Origin of the sequence: Planosporangium mesophilum (assembly GCF_016863255.1) — a bacterium.
GTDB classification, from domain to species: Bacteria; Actinomycetota; Actinomycetes; order Mycobacteriales; family Micromonosporaceae; genus Planosporangium; species Planosporangium mesophilum.
In genome coordinates, this window is the sequence record NZ_BOON01000017.1 from 1 (window position 1) to 18,196 (window position 18,196).

General features: G+C 72.1%; 18 protein-coding genes. 8 read left to right on the forward strand and 10 right to left on the reverse strand.

Annotated features, from left to right (window positions below):
• On the reverse strand, positions 1-862 hold an 862-nt coding region (locus tag Pme01_RS08720; protein ID WP_203935505.1), incomplete at its 3' end, for a HAMP domain-containing protein.
• Positions 863-978: 116 nt separating this feature from the next.
• Here Pme01_RS08720 and Pme01_RS08725 point away from each other — a divergent pair.
• Positions 979-3,078, forward strand: a complete 2,100-nt coding sequence (locus Pme01_RS08725) for a SpoIIE family protein phosphatase (protein WP_239088096.1) — start codon at positions 979-981, stop codon at positions 3,076-3,078.
• A 2-nt stretch (positions 3,079-3,080) separates the two neighbouring features.
• Here the strand turns inward: Pme01_RS08725 and Pme01_RS08730 are convergent, their stop codons facing one another.
• Positions 3,081-3,545 (reverse strand): PH domain-containing protein, encoded by a 465-nt coding sequence (locus Pme01_RS08730; protein ID WP_168114049.1) that lies wholly within the window; start codon positions 3,543-3,545, stop codon positions 3,081-3,083.
• Between the two features lie 98 nt (positions 3,546-3,643).
• Between Pme01_RS08730 and Pme01_RS08735 the strand changes: the two genes are divergently transcribed.
• Positions 3,644-4,801: an acetyl-CoA C-acyltransferase gene (locus Pme01_RS08735; RefSeq protein ID WP_168113561.1), complete on the forward strand. Its 1,158-nt coding sequence runs from the start codon at positions 3,644-3,646 to the stop codon at positions 4,799-4,801.
• 58 nt (positions 4,802-4,859) lie between these two features.
• Here Pme01_RS08735 and Pme01_RS08740 read toward each other — a convergent pair whose 3' ends face one another.
• Positions 4,860-6,464, reverse strand: a complete 1,605-nt coding sequence (locus Pme01_RS08740) for a hypothetical protein (RefSeq protein ID WP_168113562.1) — start codon at positions 6,462-6,464, stop codon at positions 4,860-4,862.
• Positions 6,465-6,750: 286 nt separating this feature from the next.
• On the opposite strand from Pme01_RS08740, the gene Pme01_RS08745 reads away from it, so the two are divergent.
• The gene (locus Pme01_RS08745; protein ID WP_168113563.1) at positions 6,751-7,092 is read left to right on the forward strand and encodes a hypothetical protein; all 342 of its coding nucleotides are present in this window, start codon (positions 6,751-6,753) and stop codon (positions 7,090-7,092) included.
• On the opposite strand, the gene ddaH is transcribed toward Pme01_RS08745, so the two are convergent.
• The gene (gene ddaH, locus Pme01_RS08750; RefSeq protein ID WP_338090153.1) at positions 7,081-7,917 is read right to left on the reverse strand and encodes a dimethylargininase; all 837 of its coding nucleotides are present in this window, start codon (positions 7,915-7,917) and stop codon (positions 7,081-7,083) included. The two genes, Pme01_RS08745 and ddaH, sit on opposite strands and share 12 nt — an antisense overlap.
• Before the next feature lie 59 nt (positions 7,918-7,976).
• On the opposite strand from ddaH, the gene Pme01_RS08755 reads away from it, so the two are divergent.
• Positions 7,977-8,438 (forward strand): Lrp/AsnC family transcriptional regulator, encoded by a 462-nt coding sequence (locus Pme01_RS08755; protein WP_168113564.1) that lies wholly within the window; start codon positions 7,977-7,979, stop codon positions 8,436-8,438.
• Between the two features lie 16 nt (positions 8,439-8,454).
• On the opposite strand, the gene Pme01_RS08760 is transcribed toward Pme01_RS08755, so the two are convergent.
• From Pme01_RS08760 to mobA, 3 genes are all read right to left on the reverse strand, one after another.
• A complete protein-coding gene (locus Pme01_RS08760; RefSeq protein WP_168113565.1) occupies positions 8,455-9,543 on the reverse strand; it encodes a T3SS (YopN, CesT) and YbjN peptide-binding chaperone 1 in 1,089 nt (362 codons plus the stop codon).
• Between the two features lie 88 nt (positions 9,544-9,631).
• Positions 9,632-9,907, reverse strand: a complete 276-nt coding sequence (locus Pme01_RS08765) for a DUF6457 domain-containing protein (protein WP_168113566.1) — start codon at positions 9,905-9,907, stop codon at positions 9,632-9,634.
• A gap of 67 nt (positions 9,908-9,974) precedes the next feature.
• Positions 9,975-10,565: a molybdenum cofactor guanylyltransferase gene (mobA, locus tag Pme01_RS08770; protein WP_168113567.1), complete on the reverse strand. Its 591-nt coding sequence runs from the start codon at positions 10,563-10,565 to the stop codon at positions 9,975-9,977.
• Between the two features lie 59 nt (positions 10,566-10,624).
• Here mobA and fdhD point away from each other — a divergent pair, with 59 nt between their 5' ends.
• Positions 10,625-11,476 (forward strand): formate dehydrogenase accessory sulfurtransferase FdhD, encoded by an 852-nt coding sequence (fdhD, locus tag Pme01_RS08775; RefSeq protein WP_168113568.1) that lies wholly within the window; start codon positions 10,625-10,627, stop codon positions 11,474-11,476.
• Positions 11,477-11,479: 3 nt separating this feature from the next.
• On the opposite strand, the gene Pme01_RS08780 is transcribed toward fdhD, so the two are convergent.
• The 3 genes from Pme01_RS08780 to Pme01_RS08790 all read right to left on the reverse strand — a co-directional run bounded on the left by Pme01_RS08780 (position 11,480) and on the right by Pme01_RS08790 (position 14,134).
• A complete protein-coding gene (locus Pme01_RS08780) occupies positions 11,480-12,553 on the reverse strand; it encodes a DUF4192 domain-containing protein (RefSeq protein WP_168113569.1) in 1,074 nt (357 codons plus the stop codon).
• A 98-nt stretch (positions 12,554-12,651) separates the two neighbouring features.
• Entirely contained in the window at positions 12,652-13,245 is a 594-nt protein-coding gene (locus Pme01_RS08785; RefSeq protein ID WP_168113570.1) for a GNAT family N-acetyltransferase, read from the reverse strand.
• 148 nt (positions 13,246-13,393) lie between these two features.
• A complete protein-coding gene (locus Pme01_RS08790) occupies positions 13,394-14,134 on the reverse strand; it encodes a hypothetical protein (RefSeq protein WP_168113571.1) in 741 nt (246 codons plus the stop codon).
• Positions 14,135-14,578: 444 nt separating this feature from the next.
• On the opposite strand from Pme01_RS08790, the gene pdhA reads away from it, so the two are divergent.
• The 3 genes from pdhA to Pme01_RS08805 are packed head-to-tail and all read left to right on the forward strand — an operon-like array spanning position 14,579 to position 18,116.
• Positions 14,579-15,724, forward strand: a complete 1,146-nt coding sequence (gene pdhA, locus Pme01_RS08795) for a pyruvate dehydrogenase (acetyl-transferring) E1 component subunit alpha (protein WP_168113572.1) — start codon at positions 14,579-14,581, stop codon at positions 15,722-15,724.
• Complete coding sequence (locus Pme01_RS08800; RefSeq protein WP_168114051.1) at positions 15,721-16,704, forward strand: alpha-ketoacid dehydrogenase subunit beta; 984 nt, start codon at positions 15,721-15,723, stop codon at positions 16,702-16,704. Before pdhA ends, Pme01_RS08800 begins: the two co-directional genes overlap by 4 nt.
• Positions 16,701-18,116 carry a dihydrolipoamide acetyltransferase family protein gene (locus Pme01_RS08805; protein WP_239088098.1) on the forward strand — a complete coding sequence of 472 codons (1,416 nt, stop codon included), beginning with the start codon at positions 16,701-16,703 and terminating at the stop codon, positions 18,114-18,116. Before Pme01_RS08800 ends, Pme01_RS08805 begins: the two co-directional genes overlap by 4 nt.
• Positions 18,117-18,196 lie beyond the last annotated feature (80 nt).

The window sequence follows — 18,196 nt, forward strand, 5'->3', positions numbered from 1 at the left end:
CGGTGAGGTCCTTCCAGGTGCCGGCGACGCCGGGCACCTCGGCCTGGCCGCCCAGCTTGCCCTCGGTACCCACCTCGCGGGCCACCGTGATGACCTGCTGAGCGAAGATCCGCAGGGTGTCGGTGAGCGAGTTGATCGTGTCGGCCAGCTCGGCCACCTCGCCCTTGGCCGACACCGTGATCTTCTGCGACAGGTCGCCGTGCGCGATCGCCGTGGTCACTTCCGAGATCGACCGCACCTGGCTGGTCAGGTTCGAGGCCATGGTGTTGACCGAGTCGGTGAGGTCCCGCCAGGTACCCGCGACGCCGCGGACGTCCGCCTGGCCGCCCAGCTTGCCCTCGGTGCCCACCTCACGGGCGACCCGCGTCACCTCGTCGGCGAACGACGACAACTGGTCGACCATGGTGTTCACGGTGCGGCCGATGCGCAGGAATTCACCCTTTAGGGGCTGTCCCTCCATCTCCAGGGCCATCTTCTGCGACAGGTCGCCCTCGGCCACCGCCACGATCACGCGGGCGATCTCGGTGGTCGGTCGACCCAGGTCGTCGATGAGCGCGTTGACCGCCCGTACCCCGTCGGCCCACTCGCCGTCGAACTGCTCCTCGTCGATCCGCTCGGTCAGCCGGCCCTCCCGGCCGACCACGCGCCGGATGCGCAGCAGCTCCCGGTTGCGGTGCTCCTGGATGTCGATGACCTGGTTAAGTCGGTCACACACCTCGCCCGCCAGGCCGTTTCTGCGCCGCAGGCGAGGCTTGAAGTCACCGGCGCTGACCCGGCCCAGCACCGCTGCCAGCTCCTCCAACAGGGCCGGATCTTCGGGCCGGTCCACAGCGGCAACCCGTGTCTCGTCCACGGTCGTCATAGCGGTCCTCCTGGGGGGTCGATGGAGCCGGCCGCTCTCCAATAGTCGTACGTTCGACGAAGTTGAGCGACCGCCCCGGTTGGATTGTTACCACCGTTCCATGGAGACTGCGAGGTGTGACTGCTCAGGTGGTACGGCGCCTCCGACTTCCCGCCGACCATAGCTCCCCCGGTGCCGCCCGTTCGGCCGTTCGGGCCGTCGTGATCGACGTCGGCCTCACCGGCATCCTGGACGAGGCGCTTCTGTTGACCACCGAGCTCGCCACCAACGCCGTCGTGCACGCCGGTACGCCGCTCGATCTGGAGATCGTCGCCGACCCGGACAGCATCACGGTCACAGTCACCGACTTCCGTAGCGGGCCGATCACGCACAACCGCAAGCAGAAGGCGCCGAACGGCTCCACCCGGCCGATCGAGCAGCTCGAGGAGCGCGGTCGCGGCCTGCTACTGGTCGACCAGCTGGCGACTTTCTGGGGCACTCTCCACTATCCGGATGGAAAGGGCATCTGGTTCCGGCTGAACCGCCCGTCGGCACCCGGCGCCGGGACACCAGCCGTCGCCGAGGCGGGCATGGTCGCGCGGGAACCCGAGCCCTCCGAATTCACGGCTGATCTCGTCGCCGCCGCGACCGCGACGCTGCTCGCGGAGCGGCCGCCCGCACCGGCGACCGGCGACGCGACCATGGTCAGCGCGCAGGCGCTCGAGTCGCTCATCGCCGACGTCCGGTCGGCCCGCGGGCTCACCATCGCCGACCTCGGCGCGCAGCTGCTCGGTCGGCTCTGCGCCGCCATCGGGGCCGAGGGCGGGGTCATCCTCGTGGACCAGGGCGACGGCCAGGGCGCGGTCGTGCTCGCGGGCCACGGCTCCGCGGTACCCAGCCTCGGCGGGGTACGGGTACCGCTGCGGCTGGCCCGGCCGTGGCAGGGCGAGCTGGTGCTGATCGAACCGACCACCGAGTACGTCTCCGCGCTGGTCGAACTGGTCGCGGACCGGCTCTCGCTCACGCTGGAGAACGAGCGGCTGCGCCGTACCGACGCCCAGCGGCGGACGTGGCTGACGTACCTGGCCGAGGTGAGCGAGCTGCTCGCCCAGTCCCTCGACGCCGAGCTGACGCTCGCGCTGATCCCCCGCCTCGTCGTACCGCGGCTGGGCCGGTGGTGCGCCGTCCACGTCGCGGAGAGTGCGGACGGCCTACGGCTGGCGGCGGCGACCCACGTCGACGAGACAGCCAGCCCCGAGCTGCACCAGATGCTCGCCGACGCCGTGCCGCTCCTGCGCGAGGTGCAGTCGGTCGGGGCCGCCGTACCACTGCCGGCCCCGTTCGACGGGTACGCGGTGTCGATGTCCGCCCGCGGCCAGCAGCTGGGGATCCTGTCGGTCGGCCACGATGGTGAGCACCGGTTGGGCTCGGAGGAGCTGGCGGTGATCGAGGACGTGGCCCGCCGGGCCGCGCTGGCCATCGAGAACGCCCGCATCCACGCCGAACGCCGGCGGGTCGCCGAGACGCTGCAGCGCTCGCTGCTCCCACCGAGGCTGCCCGTGGTCGAGGGGATCGACTTCGGGGCGGAGTACGTGCCGACCGGCGAGGGCGTCGACGTCGGCGGCGACTTCTACGACGTCGTCGGACTCGACGACGGCCGCTGGCTGGTCGTGGTCGGCGACGTCTCCGGCAAGGGCGTGCACGCGGCGACCGTCACCGGTCTGGTCCGCGAGGTCACCCGTACCCTGGTCTGCGACGGCAGGCCGATGGAGGAGACGCTCCGGCGGCTCAACGAGACCCTGGTCGAACGGGGCGGCGGCCGCTTCTGCACGCTCGCCCTGGCCGCCGTCACCCCGCGTACCAACGGCCAGCTCGACGTGTCGCTGTACCTGGCCGGGCACGACCGGCCGGTGCTGCTGCACACCGACGGCCGGACCTCGCTGGTCGGCGACTGCGGTACGGCGCTGGGCCTGCTCGACAAGGTGTCCTCACCGCAGACCCAGCTGTCGCTGTCCCCCGGCGAGACGCTCGTCTTCTACACCGACGGGGTGACCGAGCGGCGGCGCGGCAGCGAGCTGTACGGCGTGGAGCGGCTGCGGCTGGAGGCCTCCTCGCTCGCCGGCTTCCCGGCCGACGTGGTGGCCGCGAGGCTGCGCGCCGCCACGCTCAGCTTCTCGCAGGAGCCGCCGCGCGACGACATCGCGATCTTCGCCATCCGCAACGACCCGGCGGACTAGCGTCACGCCACGCGGCTGGCGCGGGACCGCAGCGCCTCCAGCAGCTCGGCTACCTCGGCCGGTGCGGCGCTCAGCTCGTAGGAGCTGAAGAGGTGCAGCGAGTCGCCGGTGTCGATCTCGAGTAGCTGGCTGCGCATGCCCAGGCGGCGCCGCTCGTCCACCCGGATCCGCTCGACGCTCTCCCACGGCAGGTGCCGCCGCCCGGCGAAGCCGCTGGCCACGGTCACCCCGGTCGGGTCGGCGGCCAGCCGTACCGGTACGAGCAGGTCACGCAGCGCGAACCCGCCGAGCGCGGCCGCCGCCACGAGCGCGATCACGAAGCCGGCCGGATCGGACCGGAACACCAGCGCCGCGATCAGGAAGAACGCCGCTGTGGCGGCTTTCAGCACGCCGAGCCCGGGGTTGACCCGCCAACTCAGCTCGTCCGCCGGCTCGGGATGCTCCGCGCCGCCCTCGTCGTCGGGCATCCACGGCGTACGTACGTCCACCGGCCAAGGATGTCACGGGTATGGGCCCGGCCACCGCCCCCGGAGCTATCATCGAAGAACGCTACCGAGGAGTAACAATGCGGGATGCGGTGATCGTCGGGGCGGTTCGCACCCCGGTAGGCCGGCGCAAGGGCGGCCTCTCACACATCCACCCGGTCGACCTCTCCGGGCACGTCCTGTCCGCGCTCGCGGAGCGCACCGGCTTCGATCCGGCTGACGTCGACGACGTGGTCTGGGGCTGCGTGTCCCAGGTCGGCGATCAGTCCTGGAACGTGGGCCGTAGCGCCGTACTCGCGGCCGGCTGGCCGGAGACGGTGCCGGGCACCACGGTCGACCGCCAGTGCGGTTCGAGCCAGCAAGCGGTGCACTTCGCCGCCGGCGCGGTGATCTCCGGTCAGGCCGACCTGGTGGTCGCCGGCGGGGTCGAGTCGATGACGCGGGTACCGATGGGCTCCTCGGTCGTGGGCGGTGTGCCGTTCGGCGAGCGGGTGCGCGCCCGCTACGCCGGGCAGGAGGGGTACGCCGACGGCGAGATCGCCCCGTTCAACCAGGGCGTCGGTGCCGAGATGATCGCCGCCCGCTGGGGCCTGTCACGCCAGCAGCTAGACGAGTTCGCGCTGTCCAGCCACGCCCGCGCGGCCAAGGCCTCCGACGCCGGCGACTTCGCCAAGGAGATCGCCCCGGTCGCCGGCGTCACCGCCGACGAGGGCATCCGCCGCGACACCACGCTTTCGGCGCTCGGCGCGCTGAAGACCCCGTTCAAGGCCGACGGCGTGGTCACCGCCGGCTCGGCGTCGCAGATCTCCGACGGCGCCGCCGCGCTCGCCGTCACCACCAGCGAGTGGGCGGCGGCAGCCGGCCTGGCCCCGCTCGCGCGCATCCACACCGCCGTCGTCGCCGGCGACGACCCGGTCATCATGCTCACCGGACCGATCCCGGCCACCGCGAAGGTCCTCGAGCGCGCCGGGCTCACCATCAACGACATCGGCGCGTACGAGGTGAACGAGGCGTTCGCGCCGGTACCACTGGCGTGGCTGGCCGAGACCGGTGCCGACCCGGCCCGGCTCAACCCGCGAGGCGGCGCGATCGCGCTCGGGCACCCGCTCGGCGGCTCCGGCGCCCGGCTCATGACGACGCTGGTGCACCACATGCGCGACAACGGCATCCGGTACGGCCTGCAGACCATGTGCGAGGGCGGCGGCATGGCCAACGCGACCATCCTCGAGCTTTGGTAAGCGCTCCATGATCACGGAGAGTTCGCGGCGTCCTGGCGCCGCCGCACACTCTCGGTGATCATGGGAGGAGGCGAGCGGGCGGCAGGTACACGTGATACTTGCCGACCGTCCGGGTCGGCGCGTCGGGTACGCCCCGGCGGCGGAGATGGGCCCGCAGTCGCCCGTCCGCGGGCGAATCCGCGACGAACACGAAGGCCGGCCGGTCGGCGGCCGCCACGACCGCCCGGTACGGCCGGTACCGGTCGAACCCCGGCCGGAGGTTGTCCCCGAGGACCGCGCAGGTGATCGTCTCCCCACTGTCGAAATTGATCCGGTTGCAGGTCCAGTAGCCGGCGTACAGGTGGCGGACGCCGGTCTCCCGCAGCGTGTCGACCAGTTGCCGCTGCTCACGGGCGTCGGCGCGAGCGTCCGGGACGGCCGACGCCACCACCATGACCGTCGCCACGACCATGGTCGCCAGCAGCGCGCCGAGGACCCCGGCACCGATCTTCCTCGGCACGCCGCCGCGGCGGACGAGTCTCCACAGTGGCCACAGCATCGCGGGTACCGACACCGGCAGGACGCACAGGTACCGGCCGCTCTCCATCGGCGTCATCCCGGCGGCCGGGCTGCGGGTGTACGCGACGATGCTGAGCAGCGCGCCGAGCGCCAGCGCCAGCCGTACGAGGTGCCGGGCGCGCGCCTCCTCGGTCGTACGCAGCGCGCGTACCGCCAGCACGGCGCTCACCACGAGCAGCGCCAGCAACGCCAGTGCCCAGACCCGTTGCCAGGGGCGGCACACGCCCGGATCGCACACGCCGCTGCTCAGCGGCACTCCCATCAGGACGCCGCCGACCAGGCGCTCGACCAGCGGTACCGGTGGGCCGTCGTTCTGGCTCAGGAAGATGGAGAGCGAGTCCTGCCCGGGCTGGGCGCGGAGGTTGTACGCGAGCAGCGGCGCGGCGCCGACGGCGAGACCGGCGAGCAGGTAGGCGCCCATCCGACCGGCGAGTTCCCGCCCCCGGCAAGCCACCAGGACACCGGCGGCCACCAGCACGTACGGCGCGATGACGAGGTGGTCCCAGAGGCTCAGGCCGGCGACGAGGCCCCAGACTGCGAACCCCACGGCACGGTACCGGCGCCACCCCACCGCCAGCGCGTACGCCAGCAGGATCAGCAGCGCCGCGGCCGGCTTGACCTCCGCGGTCCCGCCGTGCGCGATCAACTGGTCCTTGAGGACGCGGTCCGAGCCCAGCGCAAGTACCCCGATGACCAGCACCGCGAACCAGGCACTGTAGACACTGCTGACCAGCCGGTACATCGCGACCAGGAACCCGACATAGAGCAGGACCAGCGGTAACCGCAGCAGTAGGGTCGACGGGCCGCCGAGGGCCAGCAGCGGCGCCGCCAGGTACGCCTGGATCGTGCCCATGTAGTGCTGGCCGTAGAAGAAGATCGGGAAGTTCTCGCCCGCCGCCACGTGCAGCGCGGCCAGCCCGATGGTGGCCTCGTCGCTGTCCGCGCGCGGATAGTCGGCCGCGATCAGCACCAGGCGGAACAGCGTCCCGAACACGCCGAGCGCGGCGGCGACCAAGGCCGGGCGCAGCGCCCAGCGGTAGCCCCCGGGCCGTGGCGGTACGACGTCGGCGCTCTCGAGCGCGACAGACGCCGGCGCGTTCTGCAACAGCCCGCTACTCCTTTCGGATCCTTCCTTTCGGCCCTTCCTATCGGGCCTGACGGCGCCTGGTAGCAGGGTGGAGCCGACCGAGGCGAAGCATAGTGGCACCGGTGGGGCGCCGTACGCCCTCGGCCGCTCGCCGAAGCTTCCCGAGGCCCGGGCGATATCACCGCATCACGGTGGTCGGAAATGGTTTGTCCGCCCGCATCGCCGCCGTTGACGGTTCGTTTCCCGTGGTATGGAGCCGCACCTGTCAGTCCTCGAACGCTGTGTCGGTCCCGGGGACGCCACCGTGCTGGTCGCGCGGTGCTCCCTCGCCGGCGCGAGCGGCCGGTACATGATCATGTTGACCCGGCGGCGGCTGGCGGTGACGGCGAGGAACTGGCTGACCCGCCGGCTCCGCCTGCACCTCAACCTGGAACTGCGCCATCTCTCCGACGTCAGCTGGGCGCACGAGCCCCGCCTCGGTGGGGTCAGGCTGTCCGTCACGGCGATTGACGGCGTACGCGAGCACTTCCTGATCGACACCACCGACGCCGTCGGTGTCGAACACCTGCTCGCCTCGCTTTTCGCAGACCCTCTTGATCGTCACAACGTCGGGGAAGTTGTGACGATCAAGGCGTCAGGGGCGTAACTCGGCGACGCAGCACTTCACGCTGCCGCCGCCCTTCTTCAGCTCCGACAGTTCCACCGGCACCGGCGTGTACCCGGCCACCCGCAGCTTCGCCGCCAGCGCGCTCGCCTCGCTGTTCAACACGACGTTGCGCCCGTCGCTGACCAGGTTGAGCCCGAACGCGAGCGCGTCCGCCTCGTCGGCGATCACCGCCGAGGGGAAGAGTTGGCGCAGGACCCGCTGCGAGGCGTCGGAGAACGCGCCGGGGTAGTACACGATGTTGTTGTCGTCGAGGGCGGCCAGCGCCACGTCGAGGTGGTAGAAGCGCGGGTCCACCAGGCGCAGCGAGATCGCCGGGCGGCCGAGCACCTCCTGCGCCTCGGCGTGCGCGGCGGGATCGGTGCGGAAGCCGTACCCGGCCAGGATCAGTCCGCCGTAGGCACCGGGCACGTACGCGAAGTCACCCTCGCCCTCGTTGATCTCGACCGGCTCGACGAACCGCCAATCCCCGGTGAGGTAGAACGTCCGGTGCGCCGCGGCCTCCGCGATCCGCTCCGGGTACCGGAACCGGGCGCCGTACACCGTGCCGTCCACCGAGAAGGCGCCGTTGGCCGCGTAGACCATGTCCGGCAGGCCGACCTCCGCCGGCAGGACGTGAACGGCATGGCCCAGCCGCACCAGCGTCTCCCGCAGCAACTGCCACTGCTTGAGGGCGAGTTCCACGTCGACCGGGGCGGACGTGTCCATCCACGGGTTGATGGCGTACTCCACCGCGAAGTGTTCCGGCGGGCACATCAGATACGCCCGGCCGCGCGCCGTCCGCTCCTCAGGGTTCACGATCCCCAAGGGTAGGTACGCTGAAGCGGCGTTAATAGCCGTACTCATTGCGTACCGGGAGCTGTTCGTTGCAGATGGACGCCACCGACCAGCAGATCATTGCGTCATTGACCAACGATGCCCGCGCCTCGTACGCCGACATCGGCGCCAAGGTGTCGCTGTCCGCCCCGGCGGTGAAACGACGCGTCGATCGGCTCCGGGCGGCCGGCGTGATCAGGGGATTCACCGCGGTCATCGACCCGGCGGCGGTGGGCTGGACGACCGAGGCGTTCGTCGAGCTGTTCTGTACCGGCCGCACCACACCTGCCCAGCTCGCCGCCATGGCGCGCAAGGACCCCGCGGTGGTGGGCGCGTACACGGTCTCGGGCGAGGCCGACGCGCTGGTCCACCTGCGCGCCGCCGACATCGCCCACCTGGAACAGGCGCTCGAGCGGCTACGCGCCGAACCGTTCGTGACCTCGACCCGCAGCATGATCGTGCTGTCCCGGCTGATCGACGCGGTCTCGACGTCGTCCCCGCCGGCCGACTGATCGACCGGAGCTCCGGCTACAGGTACATGCCCGTACCGTGGTCCTCCCGACCCTTGATCGCCGGCTTGTCTCCCTCGCCGAAGAAGCGCTTGCCGCCGAACTCGCCGTGCAACCGGTCGTCCAGTTCGTCGGCGAGGCCGGTCATGACCTGTACGGCGAGCATCAGGTGGGTGGGCTGGAAGTCGCGGCCGAAGACCGGTACCGAAGCCCACACGGTGTCGTTGGTGCAGTACAGCCGGCCGATCGGCATCCGGTTGGTCAGCTCGGACAGCTTCACGTAGAGCTGCTCGGTCGGCTCGACCTCGGTGAGGACCGGGGAGAACACGTCGATCAACGGCGGGTTGTCGCGGATCCGCACGAACACCATCGCCGAGCCCGCGCGGATGCCGATGTCACCGTCCGGGTCCACCGACAGCGCGTCCGGCGTGGTCTTGAGCAGCGTCGCCACCACAGCGGCGACCTGGTCGGCGAGCGGCAGCGCGGCCACGTCGTCGGCGAGATGGGCCAGGGCCCGGTCGGCGGCTTCCTCGTCGGTGTCCGCGTCGGCAGCGCCCGCCGCCAGCAGCCGGGCCGCACCCAGCGCCGGGACCTGCACGGATTCGCCCGCGGCGTCGTTGGCCTCGTACGTGAGGAAGGCCGGGTGCGGCGCGCCGTACACGTCGCGCAGCGTCCGGGAAACGATGATCGCCAGGCGGTTGGCGTCGGAGGCGGGCAACCGCAGGCCGAAGAGGTCACCGGAGCCGTCGAGTACGCCCGGCGGTGACCAGCCCAGCGCCACCAGGGCGCCGATCGCGTTGCGGTCGAGCCGGTACCCGTCGGGCAACAGGGCGTTGCTCACCGCGGTCGCGGTCAGCTCGCCGGATTCGCCGACCGTGATCCGGACCTCGTACACCGCGTCGCCCGTGCCCGACGCGGTCGGGTCGAGGGTCACGTCGAGGACGGTGCCGGGAGCCAGCGTCGGGAGGACCGAGGCGACGGTACGCGCGAACTCCTGCCACGCCTCGCGGACCTTGCCCTTCAGGTCGGCTCCGGCCGCGGCGTCGTCCTCGTCGAGCAGGAGCGTTTCCCCGAGCGGCGCCGCCCCGTCCACGGGCTCAGCGGTCATGATCGTCTCCCTCCCACACGCCCACCCTATCGAGTGCGATGAGGGACACTGCCGCTCACTCGTCACCGGCCGGCGACCCACCCGTCGCTCACCCGTCACCGCCTGGCTGCTCGGCCGCACCACCTGACTGCTCGGCCTCCCAGCGGGCGGCGAGTTCGCTGATCGTGGCCGCGGCCGCGACGGGATCGGCGCCCTGCCCCACCGCGAGCCCGAGCAGGTACGCCGAGACCGGCGCCGCCGGCCGGAGCACGCCGTGGGCCACGTCGCGGGCGAGGTCGAGGACGAGCTTGTGCTCCTCGGGGTGGGCCGGCGTCAGCTCCAGCGCGTCGCGTACCCGCGCCGTCCACTCGTCCATCACGCTCATGCCGGCACTCCGCTCCGCTCCGTACCGCCATGGGACTCATCCGCGCTGAGCCCCTCGATTCGCTCGCTCATGCCCGTTCCTCCGCCCATCGGTAGTCGTCCTCGGTGTCGCAGTCGTACCACGGCGGCGGCCGGCCGACCTCGCGACGGTCGACGCCTGCCGGGCGCAGGGCGGACACCAGGGCGCGCATTCGCTGTCCGGCCGGCGGATGCAGCTCGGCCAGCCGGTCCCGAAGGGCACGGGTACGCCACACCCCGCACAGCCACTGCCGGCAGCCCTCGGCGTCGACGAGGACGGCCCCGTCGTGGTCGTCGGTTGTCGCGGCCTGCCGCAGGGCGTCGATGTCGGCGGGCGTGAGGAACGGCAGGTCGGCCGCGAGTACGGCGACAAGCTCGACGTCGCCGGGCAGTGCGGACAGGCCGGCGGCGAGCGCCGCGACCGGGCCGCCACCGGGCGGGGACTCCCGTACCCGCACGACGTCCGTGTCCAGCCCCGGCCTGGCCGGCCCGACGACGATTCGCGGCGACGCGTCGGCCACGGCGTCCAGGACGCGACGCACCATCGGCGCGCCACCGACCGGCAGCGCCGGCTTGTCGCGCCCGCCCATGCGGCGGCCGCCACCGCCAGCCAGCACGATCGCCGCGTAGTCCGCCGTCATCGGTCCAGTCTGCCGGTCCGGCCACGGCGGGTGCGCCCCGGTGTGCGCAGAATGGACGGATGGCACGTCGAAACGTCAGGCACACGGTCACCCGGATCGACACCGCCGGTACCACCCCGACGGTCCGCCGCTCCCCCGACCACGTCGCCGCGGAGGAACCGCTGGAGATCCGGGTCGGACCGGCCGGGCCGGCCAAGCGCAGCCCGCTCGCCGTCACGATGCGCACCCCCGGTGACGACCTCGATCTGGCGATCGGGTTCCTGCTGACCGAGGGGATCATCGGGAGCGCCGAGGATGTGCACACCGCCCAGTTGTGCGCCGGCGACGACACGCCGAACACGTACAACGTCGTCGATGTCGTCCTTGCGCCCGGCGTCGAACCGCCGGAGACGGACCCGACACGGAACTTCTACACCACCTCCTCGTGCGGAATCTGCGGCAAGGCCAGCATCGACGCCGTCCGGACCCGGTCCCGGTTCGACGTCGCGGCCGACCCGACCGTGGTGCCCGCCGCCACCCTCGTCGCACTGCCGGACCGGCTCGCCGCGCGCCAGGTCGGCTTCCAACGCACCGGCGGGCTGCACGCGGCCGGGCTGTTCACCGCCGACGGCGAACTGGTGTGCCTACGCGAGGACGTCGGCCGGCACAACGCGGTGGACAAGGTGATCGGGTGGGCGGTCCGCGAGAAACGGCTGCCGCTGGCCGGGCATGTCCTGCTCGTCAGCGGCCGGGCCAGCTTCGAGCTGACCCAGAAGGCCGCCATGGCCGGCATACCCGTACTGGCCGCCGTCTCCGCGCCGAGCAGCCTGGCCGTCGAGCTCGCCACGGAGGCCGGCCTCGGACTGGTCGGCTTCCTGCGCGGAACCAGCATGAACGTGTACGCAGGGGGCCAGCGGATCGGCACGGACTGACGCTCACCCGGTACGCGTGGACCGTCCCCCGGTACGCCGCCGGCGGCGCTGGCGTGCCGGCCGCTCGTCGAACAGCGACGGCGGAAGCGCCCGGTCCAGCGCCTCCCCGAGCAGCCGCGCCAGCGCGTACCCCTGGTTGCACTCCAGGGCGCGCTGCACCGCTATCCAGGCCAGCGCCCCGTTCCCGGATCGCCACGCCGCGTACCCCAGTAGCGTCGCCGGGGCCGCGACCAGGTCCGCCCGCGCCCGCCGGGTCACGTCGCGCCACAGTTCGAGGTGCGCCGCGAGCCGGTCGCCCGCGACGGTGACCCGGGACCAGCACAGGTCGCGCACGTCGGTGCGCGCCACCAGCAGGCTCAGCGAGGCGACCTCGTCGTCGGTGAGGCGTCCGCCCTCGACGTAGCGACGCACCGCCAGGGTGAGGGCCCGAAGCCCGGCACGTTGGCGGTCGCGGGCCGGGTCGCCCGTCCGGTCCGCGGCCCCGTCGGCCGGCTCGGCCGCCGCGTCCGCGGCGAGCGTCTGCGCGGCCCGCTCCGTCGCCCGGTCCATCGCTTGACGTTCGGCGCCCTCGACCGGCGCGAGGCGCTGCTCCAGAGCGGCCCGGTCGGGCAGGGCGACCCGCCCGGCGTACGTGGCCACGGCGGCCACCTCGGTGCCGGTCACGTCGTACGGCGTGCCGTCGGCGGGGCAGCACCGCACCGAGTCACACAGGTACGACCAGTAGCGCCCCTCCTGCGCGCGCAGGATCTCACCCACCGACACGCCGTACCCCCGCAAGCCGTCGCGCAGCGGGAGCACGGCGCGGGTGACGGCGGCGGCCACGCCGTACCCGATGATCAACGCCACGTCGACACGCTGGCCGGCGAGCACCTCACCGAGCTGATCGGCCAGTGCCAGGACGGCGTCCGGCGGGGCGTCCGGCGGGGGCAGATCGGCGCGGGCGGTGAAGACGACGCGGGCGCCGGTCAGGCCGACGACCACCACGCTGTCCGCGGGGTGGAAGCCGAGGAGGTACGGGACGGCGGCCAACAGGTCCGTCGGCGTGTGCAGGGTGACGCGGGAGGTCGGGAAGCTCATGGTCGCTGAGCCTGCTCCCGCCACAACCGGAGTGACAGCACAAGTTCTCGCCTGTGGACAGACCAGTCCTGCCTGTGGATAACCGTCCGCTGGCGGGCTCAGTACCGGAACTGCACGCCGTGCAGGTCGAGCCCGTCGCGCCACTGGCCGTTGCGCCCGGTGAGGTCGAGGGCGAGCGTGACGGTGGCCGCCGCGTCGAACCCGGCGTGGTACAGGCACCGGATCGCTTCGAGGTTGCGCAGCGCCGGCGAGATCGTCAGCTCCCGCATGCCGCGGCGGCGCGCCTGCTCGGCCACGTACCCCAGTAGCGCCCGGCCGACGCCCTGGCCGCGTCGCTGCGCGGTGACCACGACCGGGTCGACGGAGCCGGCCCGACCCTGCAGGATCAGCCCGACGAAGCCGACGACGCCGTCGTCACCGTGCTGAGCCACCCACATGCCGGACAGGTCCAGGCGGGTGAGGTACTCCTCGAAGCCGGCGCCGCTCGCGGCGTCGGCCGGGCTGGTGGCGGTCCCGAACTCCCCGACTGCCGCCGGTGTCGCCGCGGGTACCGGCGGCGCATCCGGATAGAGCCGGCGGTGTTCGGACGTCAACTCGGCCCACAAGCGCCGGCAGGCACTGTGGTCGGTCGGCCGGTAGCCCCGGATCACCACCGCGGCCGTTCCTCGCGTGGACGGAAGAGTCTGCGTCATTCGCTCATAGTGACCCCATGACCGCGTCGGCGACACCGTTTCCGGGAATGAGATACCCGCTTCTGCCAGCCGGAACGGGCGACAGGTGGCGGAGAGCAGGCCCGCGCCCGGCCGATATCAAGGCCGGGTGCGGGCCACCGCGACGCGGTCAGCGCTCCCCGGGGTGCCCGGCGGGGTACCCGAGCAGCCGGCCCACGCCGCCCAACAGCTCTCCGACGACGGTGAGAACCTTGTCGTCACCACCGGGCCCCGGCGCAGGCGCGGGGCGCGACGGCGCGGACCTGGGCGGAGCCTCCGGCGACCGGCCCGACGGAGCGCCGCCTGACCGATCACCGTCGGAGTCCGACGGGGACCGGCGCCCCGGTACCGGGGCGCACTCCTCCCGGCCGTCGCCGGGAGCGGGAGCCGGCCCCGCGCCCGGGGGCTCCGCCGGCGGAGGCGTGGCGCCCGAACCGGAACCGGAACCCGACTCGGAGCCCGAGCCGGAACGAGAACCGGAGCCGGACCCGCCGAACCGGGCCGACTCCTCACGGGGCGACCGCGGCGTGATCGTGATCGTGTCCTCGGCCGGGGGCAGCGGAGCCGGCGGCGACGCCGCCGTCGGCGGAGACGGGACGGGCGACGCCGCCGGGGGTCGGGGCGACGCCGAGCCGGCGTCGCCCCGGCCCGGTATGACGACCGGGTCGTGCGGTGGCTCCGCGGCGACCGTCGAACGAGAGTCGGCGGTGGTGGTCAGCGACGCCGACCCGGCCAGCACCACGGCGAGCATCGGGACGGAGGCGAGAGTGACCAGAACGGCGACGACCATCGGGTACGGGCGGCCGACACCGGGGAAGCGGTGTCGAGTGATGCGGTGCCGGACTATCGGGCGTGGCTCGGGGGCCGACACGCGGTACTCCTTCGGGAGGGGGTGCACGCCCCGACACACGGGCATGGGGATTTGCCCGAGTAGCCGGGACCGGGCGCCGCGGGGGACGGCGCCATCCTGTCCAACGGTTGTCGCGCGCCGTCGATTCGGTATTCAGTGTGCCGAATTTCCGACCGTGCGGAACCGCACTCTTTGTCCGACTAGCGATCTTGGGCCGGCAAACATCATCCGACCGGACTGTGGTGATGGTCACGACTTCTGCCATGCTGAATGCGACGACACCGGTTCACGCGCGCATACCCTGCGAGCGACGCTCCGGGGTTGTCGCTCCCGGGCGCGGGAAACAGAGATCCCGCTACGCCCGTAGCTGCGCACCGCCCCGACCGGGCCGGCCGCGCCAGCTCGCAACCCGCTGGTCGGCAGGGCCACCCCGCTGCCGACGCGAGACACGACAGGGAGACACGGATGGCTAAGGGCGATACAGCCCCGGCCCGGACCCGGACGACACGCAGGGCGAAGCCCGCGCCCGCGCCCGAGTTCGTGCAGCTACTCACCCCCGAGGGCGAGCGGGTCGACCACCCCTCGTACACGGTCGACTTCACCGACGAGGACTACCGCGGCCTGTACCGGGACCTCGTCACCGTCCGGCGGCTGGACGCCGAGGCGACCGCCCTGCAACGCCAGGGCGAGCTCGGAATCTGGGCCAGCCTGCTGGGCCAGGAAGCGGCTCAGGTCGGCTCCGGCCGGGCACTGCAGCCCCAGGACATGGTGTTCCCGACCTACCGCGAACACGGCGTGCTCTACTGCCGGGGCATCGACCCGATCATGCCGCTGAGCCTGTTCCGCGGCGTCGACCAGGGCGCCTGGGACCCCAACGAGTTCAAGTTCAACATGTACACGATCGTCATCGGCGCCCAGACGCTGCACGCGACCGGGTACGCCATGGGCGTGGCCAAGGACGGCAAGGTCGGTGGCCCGGACGGCGAGGCTGTCGTCGCCTACTTCGGCGACGGCGCGACCAGCCAGGGCGACGTGAACGAGGCGTTCGTCTGGTCCAGCGTGTTCAACGCGCCGATCGTCTTCTTCTGCCAGAACAACCAGTACGCGATCTCCGAGCCGCTGGAGCGCCAGACCCGGGTACCGCTGTTCCAGCGGGCCGCCGGCTTCGGCTTCCCCGGCATCCGGGTGGACGGCAACGACGTGCTCGCGGTGTACGCGGTGACCCGCGACGCGCTCGACAACGCCCGGCAGGGCCAGGGCCCGACGCTGATCGAGGCGTACACGTACCGCATGGGCGCGCACACCACCTCCGACGACCCGACCCGCTACCGCATCGCGAGCGAGGTCGAGGCCTGGCAGGCGAAGGACCCGGTCAAGCGGGTACGTGCCTTCCTGGAGAAGCAGAAGCTGGCCGACGACGCGTTCTTCGACGAGGTGGACGAGGCGGCCCGGGTACAGGCGGTGCACCTGCGCGAGCGGGTGCTCGACATGCCCAACCCGGACCCGCGGACCCTGTTCGACCACGTCTACTCCGAAGGCTCGCCGCTGCTCGACGAAGAGCGCGAGCAGTTCTCGGCTTACCTCGCGTCGTTCGAGGGGAGTGCACACTGATGACCGAGACCCTCACGCTCGGCAAGGCCCTCAACGTCGGCCTGCGGCGCTCCCTCGAAGCCGACGACAAGGTGCTCATCATGGGCGAGGATGTCGGCAAGCTCGGCGGCGTCTTCCGCATCACCGACGGCCTGCAGAAGGACTTCGGCGAGGACCGCGTCATCGACACCCCGCTGGCCGAGTCCGGCATCATCGGTACCGCCGTCGGCCTGGCGATCCGGGGCTACCGGCCGGTCTGCGAGATCCAGTTCGACGGCTTCGTCTACCCGGCGTACGACCAGATCGTGTCCCAGGTGGCGAAGATGACCTACCGGTCGCGCGGCAAGGTCAAGATGCCGATCGTCATCCGGATCCCGTTCGGCGGCGGCATCGGCGCGGTGGAGCACCACTCCGAGTCCCCCGAGGCGTACTTCGCGCACACCGCGGGCCTCAAGGTCGTCTCGTGCTCCAACCCCAACGACGCGTACTGGATGATCCAGCAGGCCGTCGCCTCGGACGACCCGATCGTGTTCCTGGAGCCCAAGCGGCGGTACTGGGAGAAGGGCGAGGTCGACACCGACGCCACCGCACCGTCATTCCCGCTGCACTCCGCGCGGGTGGTGCGCCCCGGTACGGACTGCACCGTCGTCGCGTACGGGCCGATGGTCCGCACCGCGCTGGACGCCGCCACCGCGGTCGACGGCGAGCGCTCCCTCGAGGTGATCGACCTGCGCTCGCTCTCCCCGCTCGACCTCGGACCCGTCTACGAGTCGGTCCGCAGGACCGGCCGGCTGATCGTCGTCCACGAGGCCCCGTCCAACCTGGGTATGGGCGCCGAGGTGGCCGCCCGCGTGACCGAGCACTGCTTCTACTCGCTGGAGGCGCCGGTGCTGCGCGTCACCGGCTTCAACACGCCGTACCCGGCGGCCCGGGTCGAGGAGGAGTACCTGCCCGACCTGGACCGCGTCCTCGACGGCGTCGACCGGACGTTCGGGTGGTGACGCGGGTGTCGCGGATCAAGGAGTTCCCGCTGCCCGACCTGGGTGAGGGCCTCACCGAGGGCGAGATCCTCAAGTGGCTGGTGGCGGTGGGCGACACGATCGAGCTGAACCAGCCGATCGTGGAGGTCGAGACGGCGAAGGCGGCCGTCGAGATCCCGGCGAAGTGGGCGGGCCAGGTCAGCGCCATCTTCCACGCGGAGGGTGAGACTGTCGAGGTCGGCACCGCGATCATCGCGATCGACACCGACCCGGGCGCCGGCCCGGTCAACGGGTCGAACGGCTCGGCCGGGTCCGCGACCGCCACCCCGTCGGCGGCGTCCCTCGCCGCCGTGGAGATCGCACCGGCGGAGGGTGCCGTCGAGCCCGGCCTGATCGGCGGTCCCGCCCCCGGCGGCCGGACCGCGGTACTCGTCGGGTACGGGCCGAAGAACACGGTGGCCCAGCGGCGACCGCGTGCCACCCCGAAGCCGCCCGCGCCGGCACCCGCCGTACCGGTGCAGAAGCCGGTGCAGAAGCCGGTCGAGCAGCCGGTAGTGCCGACCCAGCGGCCGCTGGCCAAGCCGCCGGTACGCAAGCTCGCCAAGGATCTCGGCGTCGACCTGTACGCCCTCACCGGCACCGGGCCGAACGGCTCGATCACCCGGGAGGACGTCCAGCAGGCGACCCAGCGGCCTGAGCCCGCCGTCACCGCGGCGGCCCCGAGCTTCGGTGCGGACCGGGAGCAGCGCATCCCGGTCAAGGGGGTACGCAAGCTGACCGCCGCGAACATGGTGGCGAGCGCGTTCACCGCGCCGCACGTCACCGAGTTCCTGACGGTCGACGTCACCCGCTCGATGAAGGCGCTCGACCGGCTGCGCGAGCTGCCCGACTGGCGGGGCGTACGGGTCTCCCCGCTGCTCCTGGTCGCGAAGGCCGTCCTGGTCGCCATCAAGCGGTACCCGATGGTGAACTCGACCTGGGCCGGCGACGAGATCGTCGTCAAGGAGTACGTCAACCTCGGCATCGCGGCGGCGACCGAGCGTGGCCTGATCGTGCCCAACATCTCCGACGCCGGCCGACTGAGCCTGCGGGAGCTGGCGGACGCCATGGCGGCGCTGGTCACGACCGCCAAGGAGGGGCGTACGTCGCCCGGCGACATGGCGGGCGGCACGTTCACGATCACCAACGTCGGCGTGTTCGGGGTGGACACCGGTACCCCGATCCTGCCGCCCGGTGAGTCGGCGATCCTCGCCTTCGGCGCCGTCCGCGAGATGCCGTGGGTACACAAGGGCAAGGTCAAGGTGCGCCAGGTGACCACGCTCGGCCTGTCGTTCGACCACCGCATCATCGACGGCGAACTCGGCTCGAAATTCCTCCGCGACGTCGGCCTGTTCCTGTCCGACCCCGAGGCGGCGCTGCTCGCCTGGGGCTGAGACACCGCGAAGACGGCCCCCGTACCCGCCGGGTACGGGGGCCGTTTCGTACCCGGCATCCCTTTAGCACCCAAGGTGCA

What these genes read in the sequence shown, in the direction of transcription:
- mobA (WP_168113567.1), bottom strand. Translation starts at nt 10,565, where the DNA reads ATGACGGCGGACTACGCGGCGATCGTGCTGGCTGGCGGTGGCGGCCGC.
- fdhD (WP_168113568.1), top strand. Translation starts at nt 10,625, where the DNA reads ATGGCACGTCGAAACGTCAGGCACACGGTCACCCGGATCGACACCGCC.
- Pme01_RS08730 (WP_168114049.1), bottom strand. Translation starts at nt 3,545, where the DNA reads ATGCCCGACGACGAGGGCGGCGCGGAGCATCCCGAGCCGGCGGACGAG.
- Pme01_RS08765 (WP_168113566.1), bottom strand. Translation starts at nt 9,907, where the DNA reads ATGAGCGTGATGGACGAGTGGACGGCGCGGGTACGCGACGCGCTGGAG.
- Pme01_RS08780 (WP_168113569.1), bottom strand. Translation starts at nt 12,553, where the DNA reads ATGAGCTTCCCGACCTCCCGCGTCACCCTGCACACGCCGACGGACCTG.
- Pme01_RS08785 (WP_168113570.1), bottom strand. Translation starts at nt 13,245, where the DNA reads ATGACGCAGACTCTTCCGTCCACGCGAGGAACGGCCGCGGTGGTGATC.
- Pme01_RS08735 (WP_168113561.1), top strand. Translation starts at nt 3,644, where the DNA reads ATGCGGGATGCGGTGATCGTCGGGGCGGTTCGCACCCCGGTAGGCCGG.
- Pme01_RS08760 (WP_168113565.1), bottom strand. Translation starts at nt 9,543, where the DNA reads ATGACCGCTGAGCCCGTGGACGGGGCGGCGCCGCTCGGGGAAACGCTC.
- pdhA (WP_168113572.1), top strand. Translation starts at nt 14,579, where the DNA reads ATGGCTAAGGGCGATACAGCCCCGGCCCGGACCCGGACGACACGCAGG.